Raw genomic sequence first — 20,040 nt, 5'->3', positions numbered from 1 at the left:
ATAGCTTCAATCGGTAATCGGCCCGTGTCAGCAGGGCCGCGGACTTCGTGCGGCGCCGTCGGTGCCGCGCGGCGCATACCGAAGGAGCTCCAGTGAAACGCATTGCCATGTTCGGGGCAGGATCGATGATGCTCGCGACGGCGCTCGCGGCGCTGCCGGCGACGGCCGGGGCGCACGGCGAAGACGGGAGAGGGGAGGCGAAGCATCTGCTCGTGGCAGAGTCGTTCACCGGAGACAGCGTCGTCGACCCGAACTTCCACTCCCTCAGCGCGTGCCTGACGGCGAACACCGTCGTGGGCGGTGCGAACGATTTCGGCTCCTGCTCCGAGGAGGCCACGGGGCCGGTCCCGGAGTCCGGTAAGACGCCCGGCTACCTGCAGCTCACGGACGCGGCCAAGTACCACCACGGCGGCGTCGTCTACAACAAGGCCGTCGAGAACGAGGGCGGCATCGAGGTCACGTTCGCGCAGTACCAGTACGGCGGCACCGAAGCCGACGGCATCTCGTTCTTCATCGTCGACGGCGACACGAACCTCACCAAGCTCGGCGCGCACGGCGGGAGCCTCGGCTACGCCCAGCACACCGACATGCCCGGCATCGAGGGCGGCTACCTCGGGCTCGGACTGGACGCGTGGGGGAACTTCTCGGCCGACACCGAGGGCCGCGGCACCGACTGCCCGGAGGACCACCGGGCGCCGGCCGAACTGCGGATCGAGGCGAACCGCGCTCCCGACAACGTGGCGCTGCGCGGGCCCGGCAGCGGCCACTCCGGCTACTGCCTGCTCGCCACCACCGCCACCGATGAGGTGGTCGGCACCGTCCCGAACGGGGACCTCTACGGCACCGACTTCCCCGAGAGCCTGCGCGGCGACTCCCTTGCGGACTCCAAGCGCCTCGTCAAGCTGAAGGTCTCGGGCGGCACGCACCCGAAGGTCACCGTGGACATCAACTTCATGACCGATGACGCGGAGGCCGCCTCGGGCTGGCACCGGGTCCTGGAGACCAGGATGCCGCACGCCGCGCCCGACACGTTCAAGTTCGGATTCGCCGCCTCCACCGGCGGGGCCACCGACATCCACTTGATCCGTCACCTGAGGGTCGAGACCTTCAAGTAGCGAGTCTGCGAAGAAGGGGGCCGCGGCGATGCGCTGCGGCCCCCTTCTTCGCGTGTCCGGGTCAGAACTCCATGAGCTGGCGGGCGGCCTCGGCGACCGATCCGGACAGGGACGGGTAGATCGTGAACGTCCGCGCGACCTGCTCGACCGTGAGCCGCTGCTCCACGGCGAGCGCGATCGGCGTGATGAGTTCGGAGGCGCGGGAGCCGACGACGATGCCGCCGGCGACGATCCCGGAGGAGTTCCAGGCGAAGAGCTTCACGAACCCTTCGGTGCGGTCGACCATCTTGGCGCGGGGGTTGGACGCGAACGGGAGGAGGACGCCGCGGCAGTCGACTTTGCCGGAGTCGACGTCGGCCTGGGTGACGCCGACGGAGGCGAGTTCGGGGTCGGTGAAGACGTTGGCGGCGACGTGGGCGAGTTTGATGGGGCGCACGGCTTCGCCGAGGGCGTGCCAGATGGCGATGCGGCCCTGCATCGCGGCGACGGAGGCGAGGGCGTGGACGCCGGTGACGTCGCCGGCGGCGTACACGCCGGGGACGTTGGTGCGGGAGACCTTGTCGACGGGGATGAAACCGCGCTCGTCGACGGTGACGCCGTAGGCGTGGAGGCCGAGGTTGTCCGAGTTGGGGATGGAGCCGACGCAGATGAGGGCGTGGGTGCCTTCGATGACGGTGCCGTCCTCGAGTTCGACCTCGACGCCGTCGTCGGTGCGGCGGGCGGCGGCGGCGCGGGAGTGGTTGCGCACGTCCATGCCGCGGCGGACGAAGACGCGCCCGACGGTCTCGGCGGCTTCGGCGTCCTCGTGGGGCATGACGCGGTCGCGGGAGGAGATGAGGGTGACATGGGAGCCCATGGCGAGGTAGGCGGAGGCGAATTCGGCGCCGGTGACGCCGGAGCCGACGACGATGAGGTGCTCGGGGAGCTCTTTGAGGTCGTAGAGCTGGCGCCAGGTGAGGATGCGTTCGCCGTCGACGGGCGCGGAGGTGAGGGTGCGGGGGGTGGCGCCGGTGGCGATGAGGACGACGTCCGCTTCGGCGTCGTAGGGTTCGCCTTCGACGGGGACGATGTGGAGTTCGTGGACGTAGTTGTAGCCCTTGTCGACGCGCAGCGCCCCGCGGCCGTGGACGATGTCGACGCCGGCGTTGAGGAGCTTCTGGGCGATGTCGGCGGACTGCTGGGCGGCGAGGCGGCGGACGCGGCCGTTGACGGCGGCGGGGTCGGCGGTGGCCTCGATGGCGGCGACGCCGAGTTCGCTGGACTCGTGGATCTCGGTGAGGACGGAGGAGGCGGCGATGAAGGTCTTGGAGGGGACGCAGTCGGAGAGGACGCACGCGCCGCCCGGTCCGGTGGCCTCGATGAGGGAGACGTCGGCGCCGAGTTGGGCCGCCACGAGGGCGGCTTCATACCCGGCCGGGCCTCCGCCGATGATCGCTACTCGTGCCACGGTGCGCCTTTCGGTGTTCGGGATGCTTCAGTGCGGGCAGGTTTAAGGGTATCTTCGAGTCGTGCATCTCTATGCCGCGTATGGCTCGAATCTCGACCCTGCCCGAATGCGCGCCACGTGCCCGCGGTCGCCGCTGGTGGGTACGGGCTGGCTGGAAGGCTGGCGACTGACGTTCGGCAACGCCGACCTGGGCTCGGAGACCGCCGTCGCGACGGTGGTGGAGTCGCCGGGCGAGCGGGTGTTCGTGGCGCTCTACGACCTCGACCCGGCCGACCGGCAGGTCCTCGACGAACTCGAGGGGCTGAACTCGGGGCTGTACCGGCGGATGCACACGCAGGCCGCGACATTGGAGGCGAACCGCCCGGTGTGGCTGTACGTGTTCGAGGGCTTCGAGGGCGGGCTGCCGAGCCAGTGGTACCTCGACGAGATCATGCGCGCCGCTGAGGCCGCCGGCGCGCCGCAGGACTACGTCGAGACGCTGCGGAAGCGTCCGACGGCCGAATAGAGGCGGATCGGCCCCGGGCAGCGCGCCTGTTCGGGCCGGTCGGGCGGGCCTGTCGTACCCCGTGCGTACCCTCGGATTCGGGGGCGCTGCGAGTGTCCGATTTGCCGGGACACGCCGTTCACCTACTTGCATGACGATCGGGGGAGTCGCTTGGCGACTCCCCCGATCGTCTTGCGCTGCTTCAGAAAGCGGGGCTCGCGGCGGCGGCGAGGACCGTGTGGGTCATGACGCGGATGCCGTGCGCGAGGGCGGTCTCGTCGATGTCGAAGTTGCCCTGGTGGATGTCGAGGCGCTCGCCGGGGCGGCCGACGCCGAGGCGGGCCATCGCGCCCGGCACCTGCTCGAGGTAGTACGCGAAGTCCTCGCCGCCCATCGACATGGGGGCTTCGGCGACGGCGTCGTCGCCGAGCGCGGCGGCGGTGGCCCCGGCGAACATCGCGGAGGCGACGCGGTCGTTGACCACGGGCGGGACGCCGCGGCGGTAGTCGATCTCGCATTCGACGCCGGAGGCGCGGGCGACCGAGCGGGTCACCTCCTGCACCAGATCGGGGATCATGTCCCAGGTCTCGTGGCCGTGCACGCGCACAGTGGCGCGCGCAAGGGCCTCCTGCGGGATCGCGTTCGCGGCCTCGCCGGCCTGGACCGCGCCGAAGACGATCGCGACGGACTGGCGCGGGTCGAGGCGGCGGTTCACGAGCGCGGGCACGTCGACCACGACACGCCCGATGGCGTTGACGAGGTCGGAAGTGAGGTGCGGGCGGGAGGTGTGGCCGCCGCGACCGGACATGCGGACCTCCATGACGTCGCACGCGGCCGTCAGGGGCCCGTTGCGCACGGCGATCTTCCCGGCCGGGAACTGCGGGTCGCAGTGGAACGCGAAGATCGCGGCGACGTCCTCGAGCGCCCCGTACTTGATCATCGTGGGCGCGCCGGACGGGAACTGCTCCTCGGACGGCTGGAACACGAGCCGGAACCGCCCGGGCAGGCCTTCGCGGCGCTCGATCTCGGCGAGGACGCGGCCCAGGCCCATGAGCATCGCGGTGTGGGCGTCGTGGCCGCACGCGTGGGTGACGCCGGGGACCGTGGAGCGGTACGGGACCTGCTTCGGGTCGTGGATCGGCAGCGCGTCCATGTCGGCGCGGATGGCGATCACGCGGTCGCCGGTGCCGATGTCGCAGGTGAGGCCGGTGCCGTCGGGGATGAGCTGCGGGTCGAGCCCGGCTTCGGCGAGGGCGGCGGCCACGTAGTCCGCGGTGTCGTGCTCCTGGCGGGACAGGCGCGGGTTCGCGTGGATGTGGCGGCGGGCCGCGATGACCTCGCCCGCGTGGGCGGCCAGCCAGCCGTCCAGGAACTCGGGCAGCGACATGGACATGGCCTGCTCCTCAGCGGCGTTGCCGGAATTGTCGAACGAGGGAAGTGCGCCGGGCACCACGAGACACGATTCGGGCGCGATCGCGCCCGGCAGCGGCTCATTGGACTTTGTGGCGATACCCATCTCGACGACTTTCTCCGCAGTGAGCGTAAACATTCCTTCGCGCCTCGCAATTCGCGTTCAAGGATCAAAGCCAATGGAGGGCGATCCGGCAAGCTTAATCCGATCGCGCTCCGTTGCGGCCAGCGCCGTGATTTGCGACGCCCGGCTGCCGTCGAGCTGGTCCCCGCGCCAGTGGTGACGGTTGCGCGACGAACGGTCACGGCCCTTAGCCTGTACCCGCTGTCATGAGGCATAACGCTTGCCGGGCCGATAAGTTACGGCCGAGATCCGGTTTTCATTCGGAACAGGGACGCGCGCGGCGGTATGTCGCGTCCGCGGGCCAGTGTTTCCCGGTGTCGCGTTTTCGGCGACAGACCCGTTGTGCGCTTTGTCTCTAGGTGACGGTGCGCTCACCAATTGTCGTTGGGTACGTACCGTCCCCATTCGGCGGCGAGTGCGCTGCAGACTTCGCCGACGGTGGCGCCGGCGGCGAGGGCGGTCTTGAGGGGGTAGAGGACGTTGTCGGTGCCCGCGGCGGCGGCCGTGACGGCGGCGAGTGCGGCGGTGAGGTCGGCCGCGTTGCGGGAGGCGCGGTGGGCGGCGAGGCGGGCGACCTGGGCGGCTTCGATCGCGGGGTCCACTTTGAGTGGTTTGTAGGGCGCTTCGGCGCCGTTGAGGGTGTAGGCGTTGACGCCGACGACGGTCTGCTCGCCGGAGTCGATGCGCTTGGCCGTCTCGTAGGCGCTGCGTTCGATCTCGCTCTTCTGGAAGCCCGCTTCGATGGCCTCGACGGCGGAGCCGTGGGCGAAGACGGCGTCGATGAGGCGCAGGGCCTCGGCTTCGACCGCGTCGGTGAGGGCTTCGACGGCGTAGGAGCCGGCGAAGGGGTCGACGGTGGCGGTGAGGTCGGTCTCGGCGGCGATGACCTGCTGGGTGCGCAGGGCGAGGCGGGCGGAGGCGTCGGTGGGGAGGGCGATGGCCTCGTCGTAGGCGTTGGTGTGGAGGGACTGGGTGCCGCCGAGGACGGCGGCGAGGGCCTGCACGGTGACGCGGGCGAGGTTCACTTCGGGCTGCTGGGCGGTGAGTTCGACGCCGGCGGTCTGGGTGTGGAAGCGGAGCTTCATGGAGCGGGGGTCTTTGGCGCCGAAGCGGTCGCGCATGATGTGGGCCCACATGCGGCGGGCGGCGCGGAACTTGGCGACCTCGGTGAGGAGGGTGGAGCGGGCGACGAAGAAGAAGGAGAGGCGGGGTGCGACGGCGTCGACGTCGAGTCCGGCGTCGATGGCGCAGTTGACGTACTCGATGCCGTCGGCGAGGGTGAACGCGAGTTCCTGCGCGGGGGTCGCCCCGGCTTCGGCCATGTGGTAGCCGGAGATGGAGATGGTGTTCCAGGCGGGGAGTTCGGCGGCGCAGTAGGCGAAGGTGTCGGCGACGAGGCGGAGGCTGGGCGCGGGCGGGAAGATGTAGGTGCCGCGCGCGATGTACTCCTTGAGGATGTCGTTCTGGATCGTGCCGCGCAGTTCGGCGGTGTCGGCGCCCTGCTCTTCGGCGACGAGCTGGTAGAGCAGGAGGAGGACTGCGGCGGGGGCGTTGATGGTCATCGAGGTGGAGACCTCGTCGAGGGGGATGCCGCCGAAGAGGACGCGCATGTCGGCGAGGGAGTCGACGGCGACGCCGACTTTGCCGACCTCGCCGGCGGCTTCGGGCGCGTCGGAGTCGTAGCCCATCTGGGTGGGCAGGTCGAAGGCCACGGAGAGGCCGGTGGTGCCGGCTTCGAGGAGGTCGCGGTAGCGGCGGTTGGACTCCGCGGCGGTGGCGAACCCGGCGTACTGGCGCATGGTCCAGGGCTTGGAGGTGTACATGGAGGGGTGGACGCCGCGCGTGTAGGGGAAGGACCCGGGTTCGCCGAGCCGTTCCGGGAGGTCCTTCGCGGCGTCGTCGGGTCCGTAGACGGGCCGGATCTCGATCCCGTCGCGGCCTTGCGGTGACGACTGCATGGCTGCCATCCTAGGGGGTGAACTGCGTCTTCGGGAAGCTCCGCCCCGGTCCCGGAGGCATAGTCTCGGCGAAGCTTGCGAGCCGTGGATTCGTGACGCCGCGCCTGAGGCCCCTGCCGCTTACGACACCGTTCACGACCGGTTACGCGAATCGCCGCGATGCGGTTGGCGAGCCGTAATCGGGGCCGGTACCTACCGGTAGGCTCCGACACGGCAGACTAGTGGGGATCCCTCGCGAGGAGTGGCCGAATGACGTACTCATCTGACTACGGTCGCGGTGGTCCCGGAGCATATGAGGACCCCCGCCCCGGCGCGGTACCGTCCCCTCGGTACTCCCCCGAACCCCAAGAGCCGTCAGGGTTCTCCGGTGCATCCTACGGATCCGGACGCGCCGGCGGTGACCCGCATCCCTCGTTCGGCGCGCACGGCGCCGGGCCCGATCCGCGCCCGGCCCAGGGCGGCCGCCCGGATCCCGGACGCGATCCCTACGCGCCCGCGTACGGCCAGTCGAACCCGAGCTTCGGGCAGTCGAACCCCGAGTACGGCCAGTCGAACCCCGGGTTCAACCGGGACGCGTACGGCGGCGACTCGTACGGCGACTCCTCGTACCGGCACAGCAACTCCTACGGCAACTACGGGAACCTCGGCCAGAGCTTCGCGGCCGGCGGCCAGGGCCAGCGCCCGCGCGCCGTTCCGGCCGGCACCGGCAACCGGGCCGGGCCCGGCGACCTGGTGGCCGACCGCTACCAGCTGGTCGACCTGGTCGGCAAGGGCGGCAACGGGTCCGTGTGGCGGGCGCAGGACATGGTGCTGCGCCGCGAGGTGGCCTTGAAAGAGGTGTTCCTGCCGCCGGACCTGCCTGTGCCCGAGCGGGTGCAGATGATCGACCGGTCGCGGCGGGAGGCGCAGATCGCGGCGGCGCTGTCGCATCCGTCGATCATCCGGATCTTCGACGTGGTCGAGCACGCCGGGCTGCCGTGGATCGTGATGGAGCTCCTGCAGGCGCGCAGTCTCGCGGAGATCCTGACGCAGGACGGGCCGCTCGCGCCGCGGGTGGCCGCGAAGATAGGGCTGGCGCTGGTCGGGGCGCTCCAGGCGGCGCACGACGCGGGGATCATCCACCGCGACATCAAGCCGGGCAACGTGCTGATCTCGACCGACGGGCGGTGCGTGCTCTCGGATTTCGGTGCGGCGCAGCAGCATCAGGTGTCGGGTGGGACCACGCCGGGGAAGGTGCTGGGGTCGGCGCATTACATCGCGCCCGAGCGGGCGGTCGGTCACCCGGCCGAGCCGGCGAGCGACGTGTTCAGTCTCGGCGTGACCCTGTACGCGGCCGTCGAGGGCCGGCCGCCGTTCGACCGCGGTGACGCGGTCTCGACCATGCGCGCGGTCGTGCAGGAGCCGCCGGAGAGCCCGCGCCATGCCGGGCCGCTCACGCCGCTCATCGGCGGGATGCTCGCGAAGGACCCGCAGCAGCGCGCGCCGCTGCCGCAGGTGCGACAGGAGCTGCAGGCGCTGCTCGCCGGGCCTTTGGGGACGGGCGGGATGCCGCAGCAGTCGCCGCCGCTCCAGCAGCAGGCGGCCTTCCAGGACGTGTCGCCGCCGCGCACCGGCGCGCGCCCGCGCACCCGCGAGCCCGAGCCCGAACCGGCCGGGAACGTGTGGAAGTCCACTTCGGTCATCGTCGTGTGCGTGCTGCTCGCGCTCGTGCTCGGCTGGGGCGCTTACAAACTGCTGCTCGGCGACACCGGGGGCGGGGATGCGGATCCGGGCGCGTCCGACAGCGCCGGGGAGGACCCGACGGGCGAGGGCGACGACGCCGACGGCGGCGGGCCCGCGTTCGAGACGGCGACGCACGAAGGGGACGGGTTCACCGCGAACTACCCCGCGGGCTGGACCGAAGGCGAAGCGGGCGAGCACTACGCGGTGTACTTCAACCCCGAGGACGACACCCAGTGGGTGCGGTTCTACTCCGGGTTCGACCACGAGTCGGACAGCACCGAGGCGTACCTCTCGGACTACTGGGACGGACTGCCGGAGTCCATGGAGGAGCTCGACCAGGTGCAGCTCGCCGCGACCTCGTTCGCGGAGATGGACGGCACCGTCCTGGAATACACCGGCACCAACCTCGACGACGGCGCCGACCGGCACTCGATCTGGGCGCTCGTCGACGCCGGCGACGGCACCGCGTACGGCGTGTTCATCTCCGGCGATGCGGCGGCATGGGACCTATCACAGCAGGTGTACGACGAGGCTGTGGCGTCGTTCCAGACCGGCTGAGGCCACACCGTCCACAACGACGGCCCCTCGTCAGGCGGATATGCGACGATTTCCGCATGACGGAGGAGACGACCAACCTGGATGCGCTGCGCGCCGACGTGCTGCAGTGGATCACCGACGACCCTGACAAGGCCTCCCGGGACGAGCTGTACCGGCTGCTCGACGGCCTCCCCGCGGCGGGCCCCGAGCTCGCCGACCGCTTCGCCGGGCGGCTGAAGTTCGGCACCGCGGGCCTGCGCGGGCCGCTGCGGGCCGGACCGAACGGCATGAACCTCGCCGTGGTGCGCGCCGCCGCCGCCGGCCTCGCGAACTGGCTCGACGCGAAGGGCGCGGCAGGGCCCGTCGTCATCGGCTACGACGCCCGCCACGGCAGCCGCGACTTCGCCGCCGAGACCGCGCGCGTCGTCACCGGCTCCGGCCGCCGCGCCCTCGTCATGCCCGGACCGCTCCCGACGCCCGTGACCGCCTACGCCGTCACGAAGCTCGGCGCCGCCGCGGCCGTGCAGGTGACCGCCAGCCACAACCCGCCGCAGGACAACGGCTACAAGGTGTACCTCGGCCGCGAGCTCGGCGGGGACCTCGGCGCGGGCGCCCAGATCGTGCCGCCCGCCGACACCGAGATCGAGGCCGCGATCGAAGCGCTCGGCCCGCTCACCGAAGTGCCCCTGGGCGACGAGGGCGAGATCCTCGACGGGGCCATCGTGGACGAGTACCTGGACGCCGTCGCCTCCGTCGTCGACCCCGACGACCCCAAGCGGCTCGCGTCCGTCGCCACCCCGATGCACGGCGTCGGCGGCGCGACCCTGGTGCGCGCCATGGAACGGGCCGGCTTCCCGGCCCCCACCCTGGTCGCCCGCCAGGCCGACCCCGACGCCGACTTCCCCACCGTGGCCTTCCCCAACCCCGAGGAACCGGGCGCGATCGACCTGCTCACGGCCCTCGCGATCGAGGAGGGCGCGGACGTGGCGCTCGCGTTGGACCCGGACGCCGACCGCTGCTCGGTCGCCGTCCCGGTCGGCGACGGCACCTGGCGCCAGCTCAGCGGCAACGAAGTGGGCGTGCTCCTGGCCGACCACTGGATGCGCAAGGGCCGCAAGGGCACCTACGCGACCACGATCGTCTCCACCACGCAGCTCAAGGCGATGTGCGAGCGGCGCGGCTTCGGCTACATGGAGACCCTCACCGGCTTCAAGTGGCTGGCCCGCACCAGCGCCGACCTCGCGTTCGCGTTCGAGGAGGCCCTCGGCTACTGCGTCGCCCCTGAGTTCCTGCGTGACAAGGACGGCATCTCCGCGTCCCTCATCGTCAGCGAGATCGCGGCCGGCCAGGCCGCGCGGATGGCGACCCTGCAGGACCGGCTCGACGAGCTCGCCGAGGAGTTCGGCGTCTACGAGACCGGGCAGCTCTCCGTCCGCGTCGAGGACCTCGGCGAGATCGACGCGTGCATGAAGCGCCTGCGCGCCCACCCGCCCACGTCGCTCCTGGACGAACCGGTCACCGAGTACCTCGACCGGCTGCCCGACGCGGACGTCGTCACCGTCACGACCGCGAACGCCCGGGTCGTCTGCCGCCCCAGCGGCACCGAGCCGAAGCTCAAGGCGTACCTCGAGGTCCGCGAGGACGTCGGCGGCGACCTCCCCGGCGCCCGCGAGCGCGCCCGCGCGAGCGTCGAGGCACTGAAGGCCGAGATCGCCGCGGTCCTGGGCGTGCCGCACTAACAACAACGAGCACGAACGAGGGGGCCAGGCGCTGCGCGCCCGGCCCCTTCGGCACGGCGTGTCAGAACATGAAATCCGACGGCTGGTCGCCTACGATCGAGTCATGGCTGATCTGGAGATCCACGACGTGTCCGAAGACGTGATGGCTCGGCTGCGGCTCCGCGCGCAGAACAACCACACGACGGTGGAGGGCTTCGTAAAGCGCCTGCTCGAACAGGATTCGAAACGGCTCACCACCGACGAACTCATCGTGCGCGGTCGAGAGATTTCGGAAGGCAGCGGGGTCACGACCGAGGACATACTCACTGTCATCGAGGAGGACCGGACGCACCGCAAGTGATCGTCATTGACACCTCCGCCATGATCGAACTGCTTACCAGCTCTGATGAGCTGGGCGAGGGTGTCCGCGCAGCGGTCGCCGGTGAGAAACTGGTTGCGCCGCATTTCATCGATCTCGAATTCAGCTCGGTGCTCCGTGGCTTGGTACTGGGCCGCAAACTGGAGCAGGCAAAAGCCAACCAAGCCTTGGAATCGCTGCTCCAGTCGAACATGGACCGGTATCAGCACACCTGGTATCTGCCCCGAATCTGGGAGCTAAGAGCGAACATGACGCCGTACGACGCCTCCTACGTCGCGCTGGCGGAAGCCCTGCGAGCCCCGCTTCTGACGGTCGATAAGAAGTTCGAGAGAACCCCCGGGCTCCAATGCGAGATTCACTGCATCACGGCGTAACGAGCCGACTGCGACGAATTGAGCATCCGATGACCGACAACCTCCCACCGCACCGCGCCAACGGCGCCGCGATCATCGCGTACTACGCGAACCGTGTACCCGATGAGGATTTCGCGGAGGTGCTCGAAGCGATCCACGAGGAGATGAACAGGCCGGTCACGGTGGAGGACCCGTGGGAGACCGAAGCTTGTCCTCCGCCAGGCGATCCGCCGGTAGTCATCGGCGGGCTGCGGAGTGAACTCGATTTCGAGGACGGCGTCTTCGACGTCGATCCGGACATCCAGTAGATGTTCTACGGAGACGAGTGAGGGGCCGGGCGCTTGCGCGCCCGGCCCCTCGTCGTTCGTGCTGTTAGAAGCGGCGGTAGGCGCCGAATTGGCGGTCGCCGGCGTCGCCGAGGCCGGGAATGATGTAAGCGGCGGCATTGAGCTCCGGGTCGACCGCGGCGGTGGTCATGCGGAGGCTGATGCCGGAGGCGTCGAGCTTCGCGATGCCGTCGGGCGCGCACAGGACCGAGATCAGGTCGATGTCGGTGCAGCCGCGCGCGGCGATCATCTCGCAGCAGCGCAGGAGCGAGCCGCCGGTGGCGACCATCGGGTCCAGCACGATGACATGGCGTCCGGCCAGGTCGTCGGGCAGGGACTCCATGTAGGCGTACGGCTCATGGGTCTCCTCGTCGCGGGCCAGGCCCACGAACCCCATCGAGGCGTCCGGGATCATCGCCTGGGCCGCGTCGGCCATGCCCAGCCCGGCGCGCAGCACCGGGACGAGCAGCGGCGGGTTCCCGAGCCGGTAGCCCTTGGCCGGGGCCACGGGCGTCCTGATCGCGTATTCGGTCACGGCCACGTCGCGCGTGGCCTCGTAGACGAGCATCGTTGTGAGCTCGTGCAGGGCAGCCCGGAACCTTGGCGAGTCCGAGCGCTCGTCCCGCATGGCGGTAAGCCGTTCTGCGGCGAGCGGGTGTTCCACGATCTTGACATCCACGGTTCCCAACCTTAACGCCCAGCTCGCCGCGCTAATGTGAGCTGGTCACCACAGTCTGAGTCGAACGTCTCGGGAATACGGATATCATCCAGTCATGGGATCAATTTTGAGCGGCGCTGAGGCCGCCGCCCTCGTCCGCGCCCTCCCCGGCGTCGACGCGGTGGGCCTCGAAGCGCGCGCGGCGGGGCTCGCCACCCGCTCCGTCAAAGCGGACGCGAAGGCCAAGGCCATCGACCTCGCCATCAGCATGATCGACCTCACCACCCTCGAAGGGGCCGACACCCCCGGCAAGGTCCGGTCGCTCGCCTCCAAGGCCGTGCGCCCCGACGGCGACGCCCCCGCCACCGCCGCGGTCTGCGTCTACCCGTCGATGGTGGCCGTCGCCGCCGAAGCCGTCAAAGGCACCGGCGTCAAGGTCGCATCCGTCGCCACCGGCTTCCCGGCCGGGCAGGTGCCGCTCGACGTGCGCCTCGCCGACACCGAAGCGGCCGTCCGCGCAGGCGCCGACGAGATCGACATGGTCATCAGCCGCGGCGCGTTCCTCGCCGGCGACCTCGAACGGGTCTTCCACGAGATCAAGGCCGTCAAGGCCGCCAGCGGCGAGGCCCGCCTCAAGGTCATCCTCGAGACCGGCGAGCTCGTCACCTACGACGACGTGCGCCGCGCCTCCTGGCTCGCCATGTACGCCGGAGCCGACTTCATCAAGACCTCCACCGGCAAGGTCGGCGTCAACGCCACCCTCCCGGTGACACTGCTGATGATGCAGGCCGTGCGCGACTTCCGCGCCGCCACGGGCGTGCAGGTCGGCGTCAAGCCCGCCGGCGGCATCCGCAACACCAAGGACGCCATCAAGTACCTGGTGTGCGTCAACGAGGTCCTCGGCGACGACTGGCTCTCGAACGAGTGGTTCCGCTTCGGCGCCTCCAGCCTCCTCAACGACCTGCTCATGCAGCGCCAGAAGCTCAAGACCGGCCACTACTCCGGCCCCGACTACGTGACGGTGGACTAAGCGATGTTCGAGTACGCGCCCGCACCCGAATCGGTGCGGCCCCAGATCAAAGAGCACTACGGGCTGTTCATCGACGGCGAGTTCACCGACGCCGCCGACGGCGCCGTCTTCAAGTCCGTGAACCCCTCCACCGAGGAGGCCCTGTTCACCGTGGCCGAGGCCGGCGAGGCCGACGTCCAGAACGCCGTCGCCGCCGCCCGCCGCGCACAGGAGGCCGTCTGGGGCCCCATGAGCGGCGCCGAGCGCGGCAAGTACCTGTTCCGCATCGCCCGGCTCCTCCAAGAGCGGGCCCGCGAGTTCGCCGTCGCCGAATCCCTCGACAACGGCAAGCCCATCAAGGAGACCCGCGACTTCGACGTGCCGACCGCGGCGCAGCACTTCTTCTACCACGCCGGCTGGGCCGACAAGCTCGCCTACGCGGGCCTCGGTGCGGACCCGAAGCCGCTCGGCGTCATCGGCCAGGTCATCCCCTGGAACTTCCCGCTGCTCATGCTCGCGTGGAAGATCGCGCCGGCGCTCGCGTGCGGGAACACGGTGGTGCTCAAGCCCGCCGAGACCACGCCGCTGACCGCGCTCATGTTCGCCGAGCTGTGCCAGGAGGCCGAGCTGCCGCCCGGCGTCGTCAACATCCTCCCCGGCGCCGGCGCCACCGGTGCGGCCCTTGTGGACAGTGCGGTCGACAAGGTCGCGTTCACCGGTTCGACCGCGGTCGGCCGGGCCATCGCGAAGTCCATCGCGGGCTCCAAGAAGAAGCTCACCCTCGAACTCGGCGGCAAGGCCGCGAACATCGTGTTCGACGACGCACCCGTCGACCAGGCCGTCGAGGGCATCGTCAACGGCATCTTCTTCAACCAGGGGCACGTGTGCTGCGCCGGTTCGCGCCTCCTCGTGCAGGAGTCGGTGGCCGACGACGTGCTCGCGCGGCTCAAGGCCCGCGTCGAGACGCTGCGCGTGGGCGACCCGCTCGACAAGAACACCGACATCGGCGCCATCAACTCCGCCGAGCAGCTCTCGCGCATCCAGGCGCTCGCCGAGACCGGCGCCGGCGAGGGCGCCGAGGTCTGGCAGCCCGCCTGCGACCTGCCCGAGCGCGGATTCTGGTTCCGCCCCACCGTGTTCACCGGCGTCCAGCAGTCCATGCGCATCGCCAAGGAGGAGATCTTCGGCCCGGTGCTGAGCGTGCTCACGTTCCGCACCCCGGACGAGGCGATCGCCAAGGCCAACAACACCCCCTACGGCCTCTCGGCCGGAGTGTGGACCGAGAAGGGCTCCAAGATCCTGTGGGCGGCCGAGCGGCTGCGCGCAGGCGTGGTGTGGGCCAACACGTTCAACCAGTTCGACGCCGCCAGCCCGTTCGGCGGCCTGAAGGAGTCCGGTTACGGCCGCGAAGGCGGCCGCCAGGGGCTGGAGGCCTACCTCGATGTCTAAGCAAGCACCGGCCGACCGCCTCAGGGTCAAGAAGACCTACAAGCTGTACGTGGGCGGGAAGTTCCCCCGCTCGGAGTCCGGAAGGAGCTACCCCGTGAGCAGCCCGGACGGGACCGAGCTGGCCAACGCCGCGCTCGCCAGCCGCAAGGACGGCCGCGACGCAGTGGCCGCCGCCCGCAAGGCCCAGCGGCCCTGGGCGGGCCAGACCGCGTACCTGCGCGGCCAGATCCTCTACCGCGCCGCCGAGATGCTCGAAGGCCGCGCCGGGCAGTTCGCCGAGGATCTCTCCGAGGCCACCGGCACGGAAGTCCAAGCGGCGCTGGGGACCGTGGAGGCCGCGATCGACCGGCTCGTGCACTACGCGGGCTGGACGGACAAGTACACGTCCGTGCTCGGCGGGGCCAACCCCGTCGCGGGCCCGTACTTCAACCACACGACCCCCGAACCGCTCGGCGTCATCGCGGTGGTCGCCCCGCAGGACGACCCGCTCCTGGGCCTCATCGAATCCGTCGCCCCCGCGATCGCCACCGGCAACACCGTCGTAGTCCTCGCCAGCGAGTCGAAGCCGCTGCCCGCGTTGAGCTTCGGCGAAGTGCTCGCCACCTCCGACCTGCCCGGCGGGGTCGTCAACATCTTGAGCGGCAAGGCCGCCGAGGTCGCGCCGCACCTGGCCGCGCACGCCGACGTCAACGGGCTCGACCTGGGCGGCGTCGCCGACGCCGAACTGGCCGCGAGCCTGGAGGCCGCCGCCGCCGAGACCCTGAAGGTGGTCCGCCGCCCCGGGCGCGCGGGCACCTCGCTCGACCTGCTGCGGCAGTGGACGGAGTACAAGACCGTGTGGCACCCGGCCGGGATGGCCGCGACCGCCGGAGGCGGTTACTGAGCGACCGTCGATGGGGCCTTGCCGTCAACGGGCAGGGCCCCATTCGCATATTCCTTTCCGAACGGACCTACCGGGTACGACCGGGCGTGTCGCGTCGTCGTACGCTGTTCCCCAGCTAGATCACTACGGGAGGGACGCGACATGGCGGCCGATTCGGACGGGCCGGTGCGCAGCGCCGAGACGGACAAGCTCTGGAACGAGATGAGCGTCGACCCGGTGGAACTCCACCTGGGCAAGGACTCCGGTTTCACCCTGCGCGCGTACCGAATGTCGGACACCCTCCCGGGCGGGAAGGCCAAGGCCGAGCCCGAACCCGCCGCGGACGAAGACGACGAGGACGCAGCGCCGCTCGGCAAGCACGCCGAGAAGGACGACGAGGCGACCCCTGAGGACGCGGACGCCCCCGAGCCCGACGCGGCCGACTTCGCCGACGACGAGGACAAGGCCGACGAGGAGGAAGACGCCCTCGACGCCACCCCCGAGGAAGTCCCGGTGTTCTTGACCCGCAAGGGAAAGCTCTTGGTCTTCCGCGAGGCGGACGCGCTCGTCGCGTACGTCAAGGAGCACGACGACCACGACCTCGCCGTGATCGAGGAGTACGCCGAGCTGCAGGAGCGCCTCAGCACCGACGACATCGTGTGTGACGAAGACGACACCTACGAGCTGGACCTGGTCGTGGCCAACCTGCGCGGCGGCCAGGAGTCCTGGGAGCCCGAGCTGCTCATCAAGGCCGCCGAGGTCGGGCGCGACCTCGGGTACGCGCTGAAGAACGAGTCGGTGCTCAACTCGCTCGCCCCCGGTTCGCCGCTGGACGACCTCGACGAGACCTTCCGGATCGTCGTCGACGGCGGCCTGCGCGGCAAACTCGCCAAGCGCCGCTTGAAGAAGAACGACTCGCAGCAGGCGGCGATCGCCTGGCGCGGCGTCATCGCCAAGATCAACGATCATGTGGAATGGCGCGGTTAGGGAGCACGCCCATCGGCCGAACAGCCCATGCGGACTCGTACGCGGAGTCCGAATCCCGGCGCCGCCGCGGCGCACGCGGCGGCGCGGTCGCGTCGCACACCGTTATTGCACAAGGGAATCCCCTGGTCCGCAGCGTCGAGGAATTGACGGAAATGTGTGCTATGGCTTTCCATCCCTTCATGAACCCGCACTGTCCGTCCGCTTGCAGAACCGAGTATTCTGCGGAAAACTGATAACGGACTGGTAAATACAGGCGGGGCTTCGGCCCGCCGACAGGGGCCGGCGCCCGTCCGGGTGCGCCCTACGAGAGGAGCCCCGCGGGTGCAAGTGTTCTGCGGCATCACCATCGACCAGCAGGTAGCAGGAGCCGGACAAGGCGACACCGCCTGCGCTGTCGCGCTCGTCGCGGCCGGCGGCAGCCTCATCGCCACCGACACCTTCGGCGACGACCCCCGCGGTTGGGTCCGCCTCAACAGCCTCCTCGCGCGATCGGCGCCCGGGCAGTCAGTCTCGGTGGCCGTCGACGGCGAGGTGGTCCAGCTGGCCGAGTTCGCCGCAGCCGCCGGGCAGCTCGTCGTCCGCGCCGCCAGCCCGGCCTCGCGCTCCAAGGACGCCCTCGACGACGCCATCGCCATGGCCCGCGGCCTGGCGACCGGCGAAGTGAGCGGCCAGCCCTACGCGGCGCGCCCTGAGATCAACGCTCTGCGTCCCATCCTGGACACCGTGGCCTCGGCCGCCAGGGCCCGTCACGACGCGGCAGAGGCGCTCACGTGCCTGCTGCGCGCGGTATTCCCCGCGGCGCTCGCCGCCTGGGACGACCCGAGCGAGGCCAACGCCGTCGCCATCCTCACCCGGCTCCCGCAACCCGGTGCGCTGCAGTCGATCTCGACTGAAGAGCTCGCCGCGGACCTCGCCACCGTGGCCGACCCCGGCCAGGTCGCGGCGATGGCCGGGGCCCTGACCGAGGCCATCCGCGAGATCGGCGGCGGGGACGACCCGTCCGTCGCGCCGTCCGTCTCCGCGACCGCCGACGCGGTCTCGGCCTGGGACCGCTCGCTCGAAGGGCTCATCGGGCTGCTCCAGGCCAAGCGCCCGCGCCTCGACGCCGCGCCGCCCGCCGCCCCTCCCGTCGCGTACGACGACGAGGACCGCCCGACGAGCCGCCACGGCCACGACACGCACACCACCGTCCGCCTCCCCGGCGACCTGCCGGACCGACAGAGCCTCCGCGCGCTCGACCCGGCCTCCCAGTTGCACTCGGTCGTGGACCTCGAAGCGACGCAGGTGATCCCGGAATCGCAGATGCCGCCGGTCGACGGCGAGACGCACACCCGCTCGATCCGCCGGCGCCGCCGGGCCCAGCCCGCCGAACTGCCGCAGTCGGACCTGCCCGCGCCGAGCGAGCGGACGGTCCCCCGGCCGGCGCTGACCGACGCGTTCCAGTCCGACAGCATGCGCCAGCCCGAGCCCGAGCCGCGCCGCCACCCGTGGCAGCCGAAGGACGACGTCCACATCGTCGACGTCGCCAGCCTCATGGCCGACGACGACGGGCTCATGATCCTCGGCCAGGCCCGCAGCGCCTGGTTCAAGCGGCCCGAAGGCGAAGAGCCCGAACCGGAGTCGTGGAACCTCCCCGGCGACGAGGGCTGGCGCACCGCCCGCCACGTCACCGAGGCCCCCGAGACCGAGGAGCCGGTCACGCCCGCCGGGCTGCCGCGGCGAAAGCCGCAGGCGAACCTGGTGCCGGGCGCGGTCGTCGCGGACGAGAACCCGCGCTTCGACGAGCCGATCGACCGCGACCCCGAGCTGCTGGCGCAGAACACTGCCGGCTACTTCAAAGGCTGGGGCCGCGCCCGGGGCGGCCGCCCCGGTGCAGGCGCCAGGACGGAGAGGATGGCGACCCGATGAGCGCCAATCTCGGCGTCTACGAGCGCTCCCTGAGCATGCTGCTCGGCTCGCTCGTGGCCCGCACCCCCGGGCTCTCGCACGCCGTCCTGGTGAGCGTCGACGGCCTGCCGCTCGCCGTCTCCGCCGGGCTCCCCAAGGAGCGCGCGGACCAGTTGGCGGGCATCGGATCGGGGCTGCTCTCCATGGGCGAGGGCGCCGGCCGGTCCATGGACCACGGCCCGACCCAGCAGGTCATCGTCGAGATGGCCGAGGGCGTGCTCCTGGCCGCCCCGGTCGGCCCGCAGATCTGCCTCACCCTGCTCGCCGTCTCCCAGTGCGACCGCGAGCAGCTCGGCTACGAGCTCGGCCAGTTCACGATGCAGGTCGGACCGCTGCTGAACGAGGCCCTGACGAACACGGGCTCCATCCCGAAAGTCGTGTAAGGCAAGCGAAACGGGCCCCGAGGCGATGCCTTGGGGCCCGTTTTCGCACCCTTGCTGGATTGTGGGAGTCGAGGTTAGAGCGGGCAGCGACAACGGGGGCCGACTCGGTGGGGGTCGGCTCTCGGACTGGAGGGGGCGCGGGTCAGAGCGGCAGCGACAACAGGGTCCTGCCAACCGAGGCTCCGCTTTCGGCTTTCAAGCTGGAGTGGGCGCGGGTCAAGGCGGGCAGCGACAAAGGGTCCGTATTCCTTTGCGGTGTACAGTGCGGCCGGCGGGCAGCGCGGGACCACCGGGGGCGGGTCGTTGGCGCGGTTCGCACTGCGCCCCACGTGCTCTCGCGCGCTCCGTGAATGTCCCTCATGGAATGTTCACCCCATTGAGTGATGACGCCCCGCCCCCCACCTGTCACTATTGAACTACGAACAAGAAAGCGAAAACAGGCAGGACATTCGAGAACAAGGAAGGAGACGAAGGACCATGAGTCGCTGCACCACCACCCCGAACCCCTTCCCTCCCTTGGTCTCCAACCGCCCCTCCCAAGCTGCCGCCATCCGCTCCACCCTCGATGCAGCCGCAGCCCTCATCAACGCCCAGCACGCGGCAGTGCTCTCCTCGGTGATCGAGATGAAGGAGCAGAACCTCCACCGCTCCGAGTTCGGGTTCTCCGCCCTGCGTGATCTCCTGGTCTCCCAGTTCGACTTCCACAACCGCACCGCCGCCGACATCGCCGCGATCGCCCGCCTCTCCGGCAAGTTCCGGATCCTCGCTTCGGCTGCCACTTCGGGGAAGGCTCGGATCGACCAGGTCGCCTATGCCGTCCGCCAGCTCGACCAGACCCCTGCCATGCGCCTGTTCGCCCGCACCCCCTTCCGGGCACCGGTCCCCTCCCCCTTCGATGCTTCAGTCGAGTGCACCACTCCCGAAGCGATGGTCGCCGAGTACTGCGCCCACGCCTCCTTCAAGGAGCTGCGCCGCCACCTGGATGAACTCTGGGCCGCGATCGCCGAAGAGTCCGAACTGTTCGATGAGCTGGGCGAGCAGTCGATGCAGCGCTTGGAGCTGATCCCGCAGGGCAACGGCATGTGGGCCTTGGAAGGCCAGCTCTCCGAGGCCACCGGTCGCCTGCTCGACAAGTACCTGAAGACCGCCTGCCCGCCTCCGCGCCAAGAAGA

18 protein-coding genes are annotated in these 20,040 nt (G+C 70.4%); 14 read left to right on the top strand and 4 right to left on the bottom strand.

Going from position 1 to position 20,040, the window contains the following annotated elements:
• Nucleotides 1-92 precede the first annotated feature (92 nt).
• Nucleotides 93-1,115, top strand: a complete 1,023-nt coding sequence (locus AB0I03_RS22020) for a hypothetical protein (protein WP_360415724.1) — start codon at nucleotides 93-95, stop codon at nucleotides 1,113-1,115.
• A gap of 61 nt (nucleotides 1,116-1,176) precedes the next feature.
• Here AB0I03_RS22020 and AB0I03_RS22015 read toward each other — a convergent pair whose 3' ends face one another.
• Nucleotides 1,177-2,562 carry an NAD(P)H-quinone dehydrogenase gene (locus AB0I03_RS22015; protein WP_360415722.1) on the bottom strand — a complete coding sequence of 462 codons (1,386 nt, stop codon included), beginning with the start codon at nucleotides 2,560-2,562 and terminating at the stop codon, nucleotides 1,177-1,179.
• 61 nt (nucleotides 2,563-2,623) lie between these two features.
• Here AB0I03_RS22015 and AB0I03_RS22010 point away from each other — a divergent pair, with 61 nt between their 5' ends.
• A complete protein-coding gene (locus AB0I03_RS22010) occupies nucleotides 2,624-3,067 on the top strand; it encodes a gamma-glutamylcyclotransferase family protein (RefSeq protein WP_360415720.1) in 444 nt (147 codons plus the stop codon).
• A gap of 181 nt (nucleotides 3,068-3,248) precedes the next feature.
• Here the strand turns inward: AB0I03_RS22010 and AB0I03_RS22005 are convergent, their stop codons facing one another.
• Both AB0I03_RS22005 and AB0I03_RS22000 read right to left on the bottom strand, forming a co-directional pair.
• The gene (locus tag AB0I03_RS22005; RefSeq protein ID WP_360415718.1) at nucleotides 3,249-4,562 is read right to left on the bottom strand and encodes an amidohydrolase; all 1,314 of its coding nucleotides are present in this window, start codon (nucleotides 4,560-4,562) and stop codon (nucleotides 3,249-3,251) included.
• 389 nt (nucleotides 4,563-4,951) lie between these two features.
• Nucleotides 4,952-6,538: an acyl-CoA mutase large subunit family protein gene (locus tag AB0I03_RS22000; protein WP_360415716.1), complete on the bottom strand. Its 1,587-nt coding sequence runs from the start codon at nucleotides 6,536-6,538 to the stop codon at nucleotides 4,952-4,954.
• 249 nt (nucleotides 6,539-6,787) lie between these two features.
• Here AB0I03_RS22000 and AB0I03_RS21995 point away from each other — a divergent pair, with 249 nt between their 5' ends.
• The 5 genes from AB0I03_RS21995 to AB0I03_RS21975 all read left to right on the top strand — a co-directional run bounded on the left by AB0I03_RS21995 (nucleotide 6,788) and on the right by AB0I03_RS21975 (nucleotide 11,555).
• Entirely contained in the window at nucleotides 6,788-8,818 is a 2,031-nt protein-coding gene (locus AB0I03_RS21995; protein WP_360415714.1) for a protein kinase, read from the top strand.
• A gap of 56 nt (nucleotides 8,819-8,874) precedes the next feature.
• The gene (locus tag AB0I03_RS21990; protein WP_360415712.1) at nucleotides 8,875-10,536 is read left to right on the top strand and encodes a phospho-sugar mutase; all 1,662 of its coding nucleotides are present in this window, start codon (nucleotides 8,875-8,877) and stop codon (nucleotides 10,534-10,536) included.
• A 103-nt stretch (nucleotides 10,537-10,639) separates the two neighbouring features.
• Nucleotides 10,640-10,876, top strand: coding sequence for a hypothetical protein (locus tag AB0I03_RS21985; RefSeq protein WP_360415710.1), 237 nt, complete (start codon nucleotides 10,640-10,642; stop codon nucleotides 10,874-10,876).
• Nucleotides 10,873-11,268 carry a type II toxin-antitoxin system VapC family toxin gene (locus AB0I03_RS21980; protein ID WP_360415708.1) on the top strand — a complete coding sequence of 132 codons (396 nt, stop codon included), beginning with the start codon at nucleotides 10,873-10,875 and terminating at the stop codon, nucleotides 11,266-11,268. The genes AB0I03_RS21985 and AB0I03_RS21980 overlap by 4 nt, the downstream gene beginning before the upstream one ends.
• 29 nt (nucleotides 11,269-11,297) lie before the next feature.
• Entirely contained in the window at nucleotides 11,298-11,555 is a 258-nt protein-coding gene (locus tag AB0I03_RS21975; RefSeq protein WP_360415706.1) for a hypothetical protein, read from the top strand.
• A gap of 64 nt (nucleotides 11,556-11,619) precedes the next feature.
• Here AB0I03_RS21975 and upp read toward each other — a convergent pair whose 3' ends face one another.
• Nucleotides 11,620-12,252: a uracil phosphoribosyltransferase gene (gene upp / locus AB0I03_RS21970; protein WP_360415704.1), complete on the bottom strand. Its 633-nt coding sequence runs from the start codon at nucleotides 12,250-12,252 to the stop codon at nucleotides 11,620-11,622.
• A 94-nt stretch (nucleotides 12,253-12,346) separates the two neighbouring features.
• Here upp and deoC point away from each other — a divergent pair, with 94 nt between their 5' ends.
• The 7 genes from deoC to AB0I03_RS21935 all read left to right on the top strand — a co-directional run.
• Nucleotides 12,347-13,261 (top strand): deoxyribose-phosphate aldolase, encoded by a 915-nt coding sequence (deoC, locus tag AB0I03_RS21965; RefSeq protein ID WP_360415702.1) that lies wholly within the window; start codon nucleotides 12,347-12,349, stop codon nucleotides 13,259-13,261.
• Between the two features lie 3 nt (nucleotides 13,262-13,264).
• Nucleotides 13,265-14,689, top strand: coding sequence for an aldehyde dehydrogenase family protein (locus tag AB0I03_RS21960; RefSeq protein WP_360415700.1), 1,425 nt, complete (start codon nucleotides 13,265-13,267; stop codon nucleotides 14,687-14,689).
• On the top strand, nucleotides 14,682-15,572 hold the full coding sequence (locus AB0I03_RS21955; RefSeq protein WP_360415698.1) for an aldehyde dehydrogenase: 891 nt from the start codon (nucleotides 14,682-14,684) through the stop codon (nucleotides 15,570-15,572). Before AB0I03_RS21960 ends, AB0I03_RS21955 begins: the two co-directional genes overlap by 8 nt.
• 141 nt (nucleotides 15,573-15,713) lie before the next feature.
• Complete coding sequence (locus tag AB0I03_RS21950; RefSeq protein ID WP_360415696.1) at nucleotides 15,714-16,538, top strand: DNA primase; 825 nt, start codon at nucleotides 15,714-15,716, stop codon at nucleotides 16,536-16,538.
• Between the two features lie 321 nt (nucleotides 16,539-16,859).
• The gene (locus tag AB0I03_RS21945; RefSeq protein WP_360415694.1) at nucleotides 16,860-18,446 is read left to right on the top strand and encodes a hypothetical protein; all 1,587 of its coding nucleotides are present in this window, start codon (nucleotides 16,860-16,862) and stop codon (nucleotides 18,444-18,446) included.
• Nucleotides 18,443-18,868: a roadblock/LC7 domain-containing protein gene (locus AB0I03_RS21940; RefSeq protein ID WP_228091671.1), complete on the top strand. Its 426-nt coding sequence runs from the start codon at nucleotides 18,443-18,445 to the stop codon at nucleotides 18,866-18,868. Before AB0I03_RS21945 ends, AB0I03_RS21940 begins: the two co-directional genes overlap by 4 nt.
• 477 nt (nucleotides 18,869-19,345) lie before the next feature.
• Nucleotides 19,346-20,040 (top strand): hypothetical protein (locus AB0I03_RS21935; protein ID WP_360415692.1); only part of this gene is annotated, 695 nt, incomplete at its 3' end.

Origin of the sequence: Glycomyces sp. NPDC021274 (assembly GCF_040641195.1) — a bacterium.
Classification (GTDB): Bacteria; Actinomycetota; Actinomycetes; order Mycobacteriales; family Micromonosporaceae; genus Glycomyces.
The sequence above is the reverse complement of the archived record's forward strand: the minus strand, read 5'-3'. Positions and strand labels throughout refer to the sequence as shown.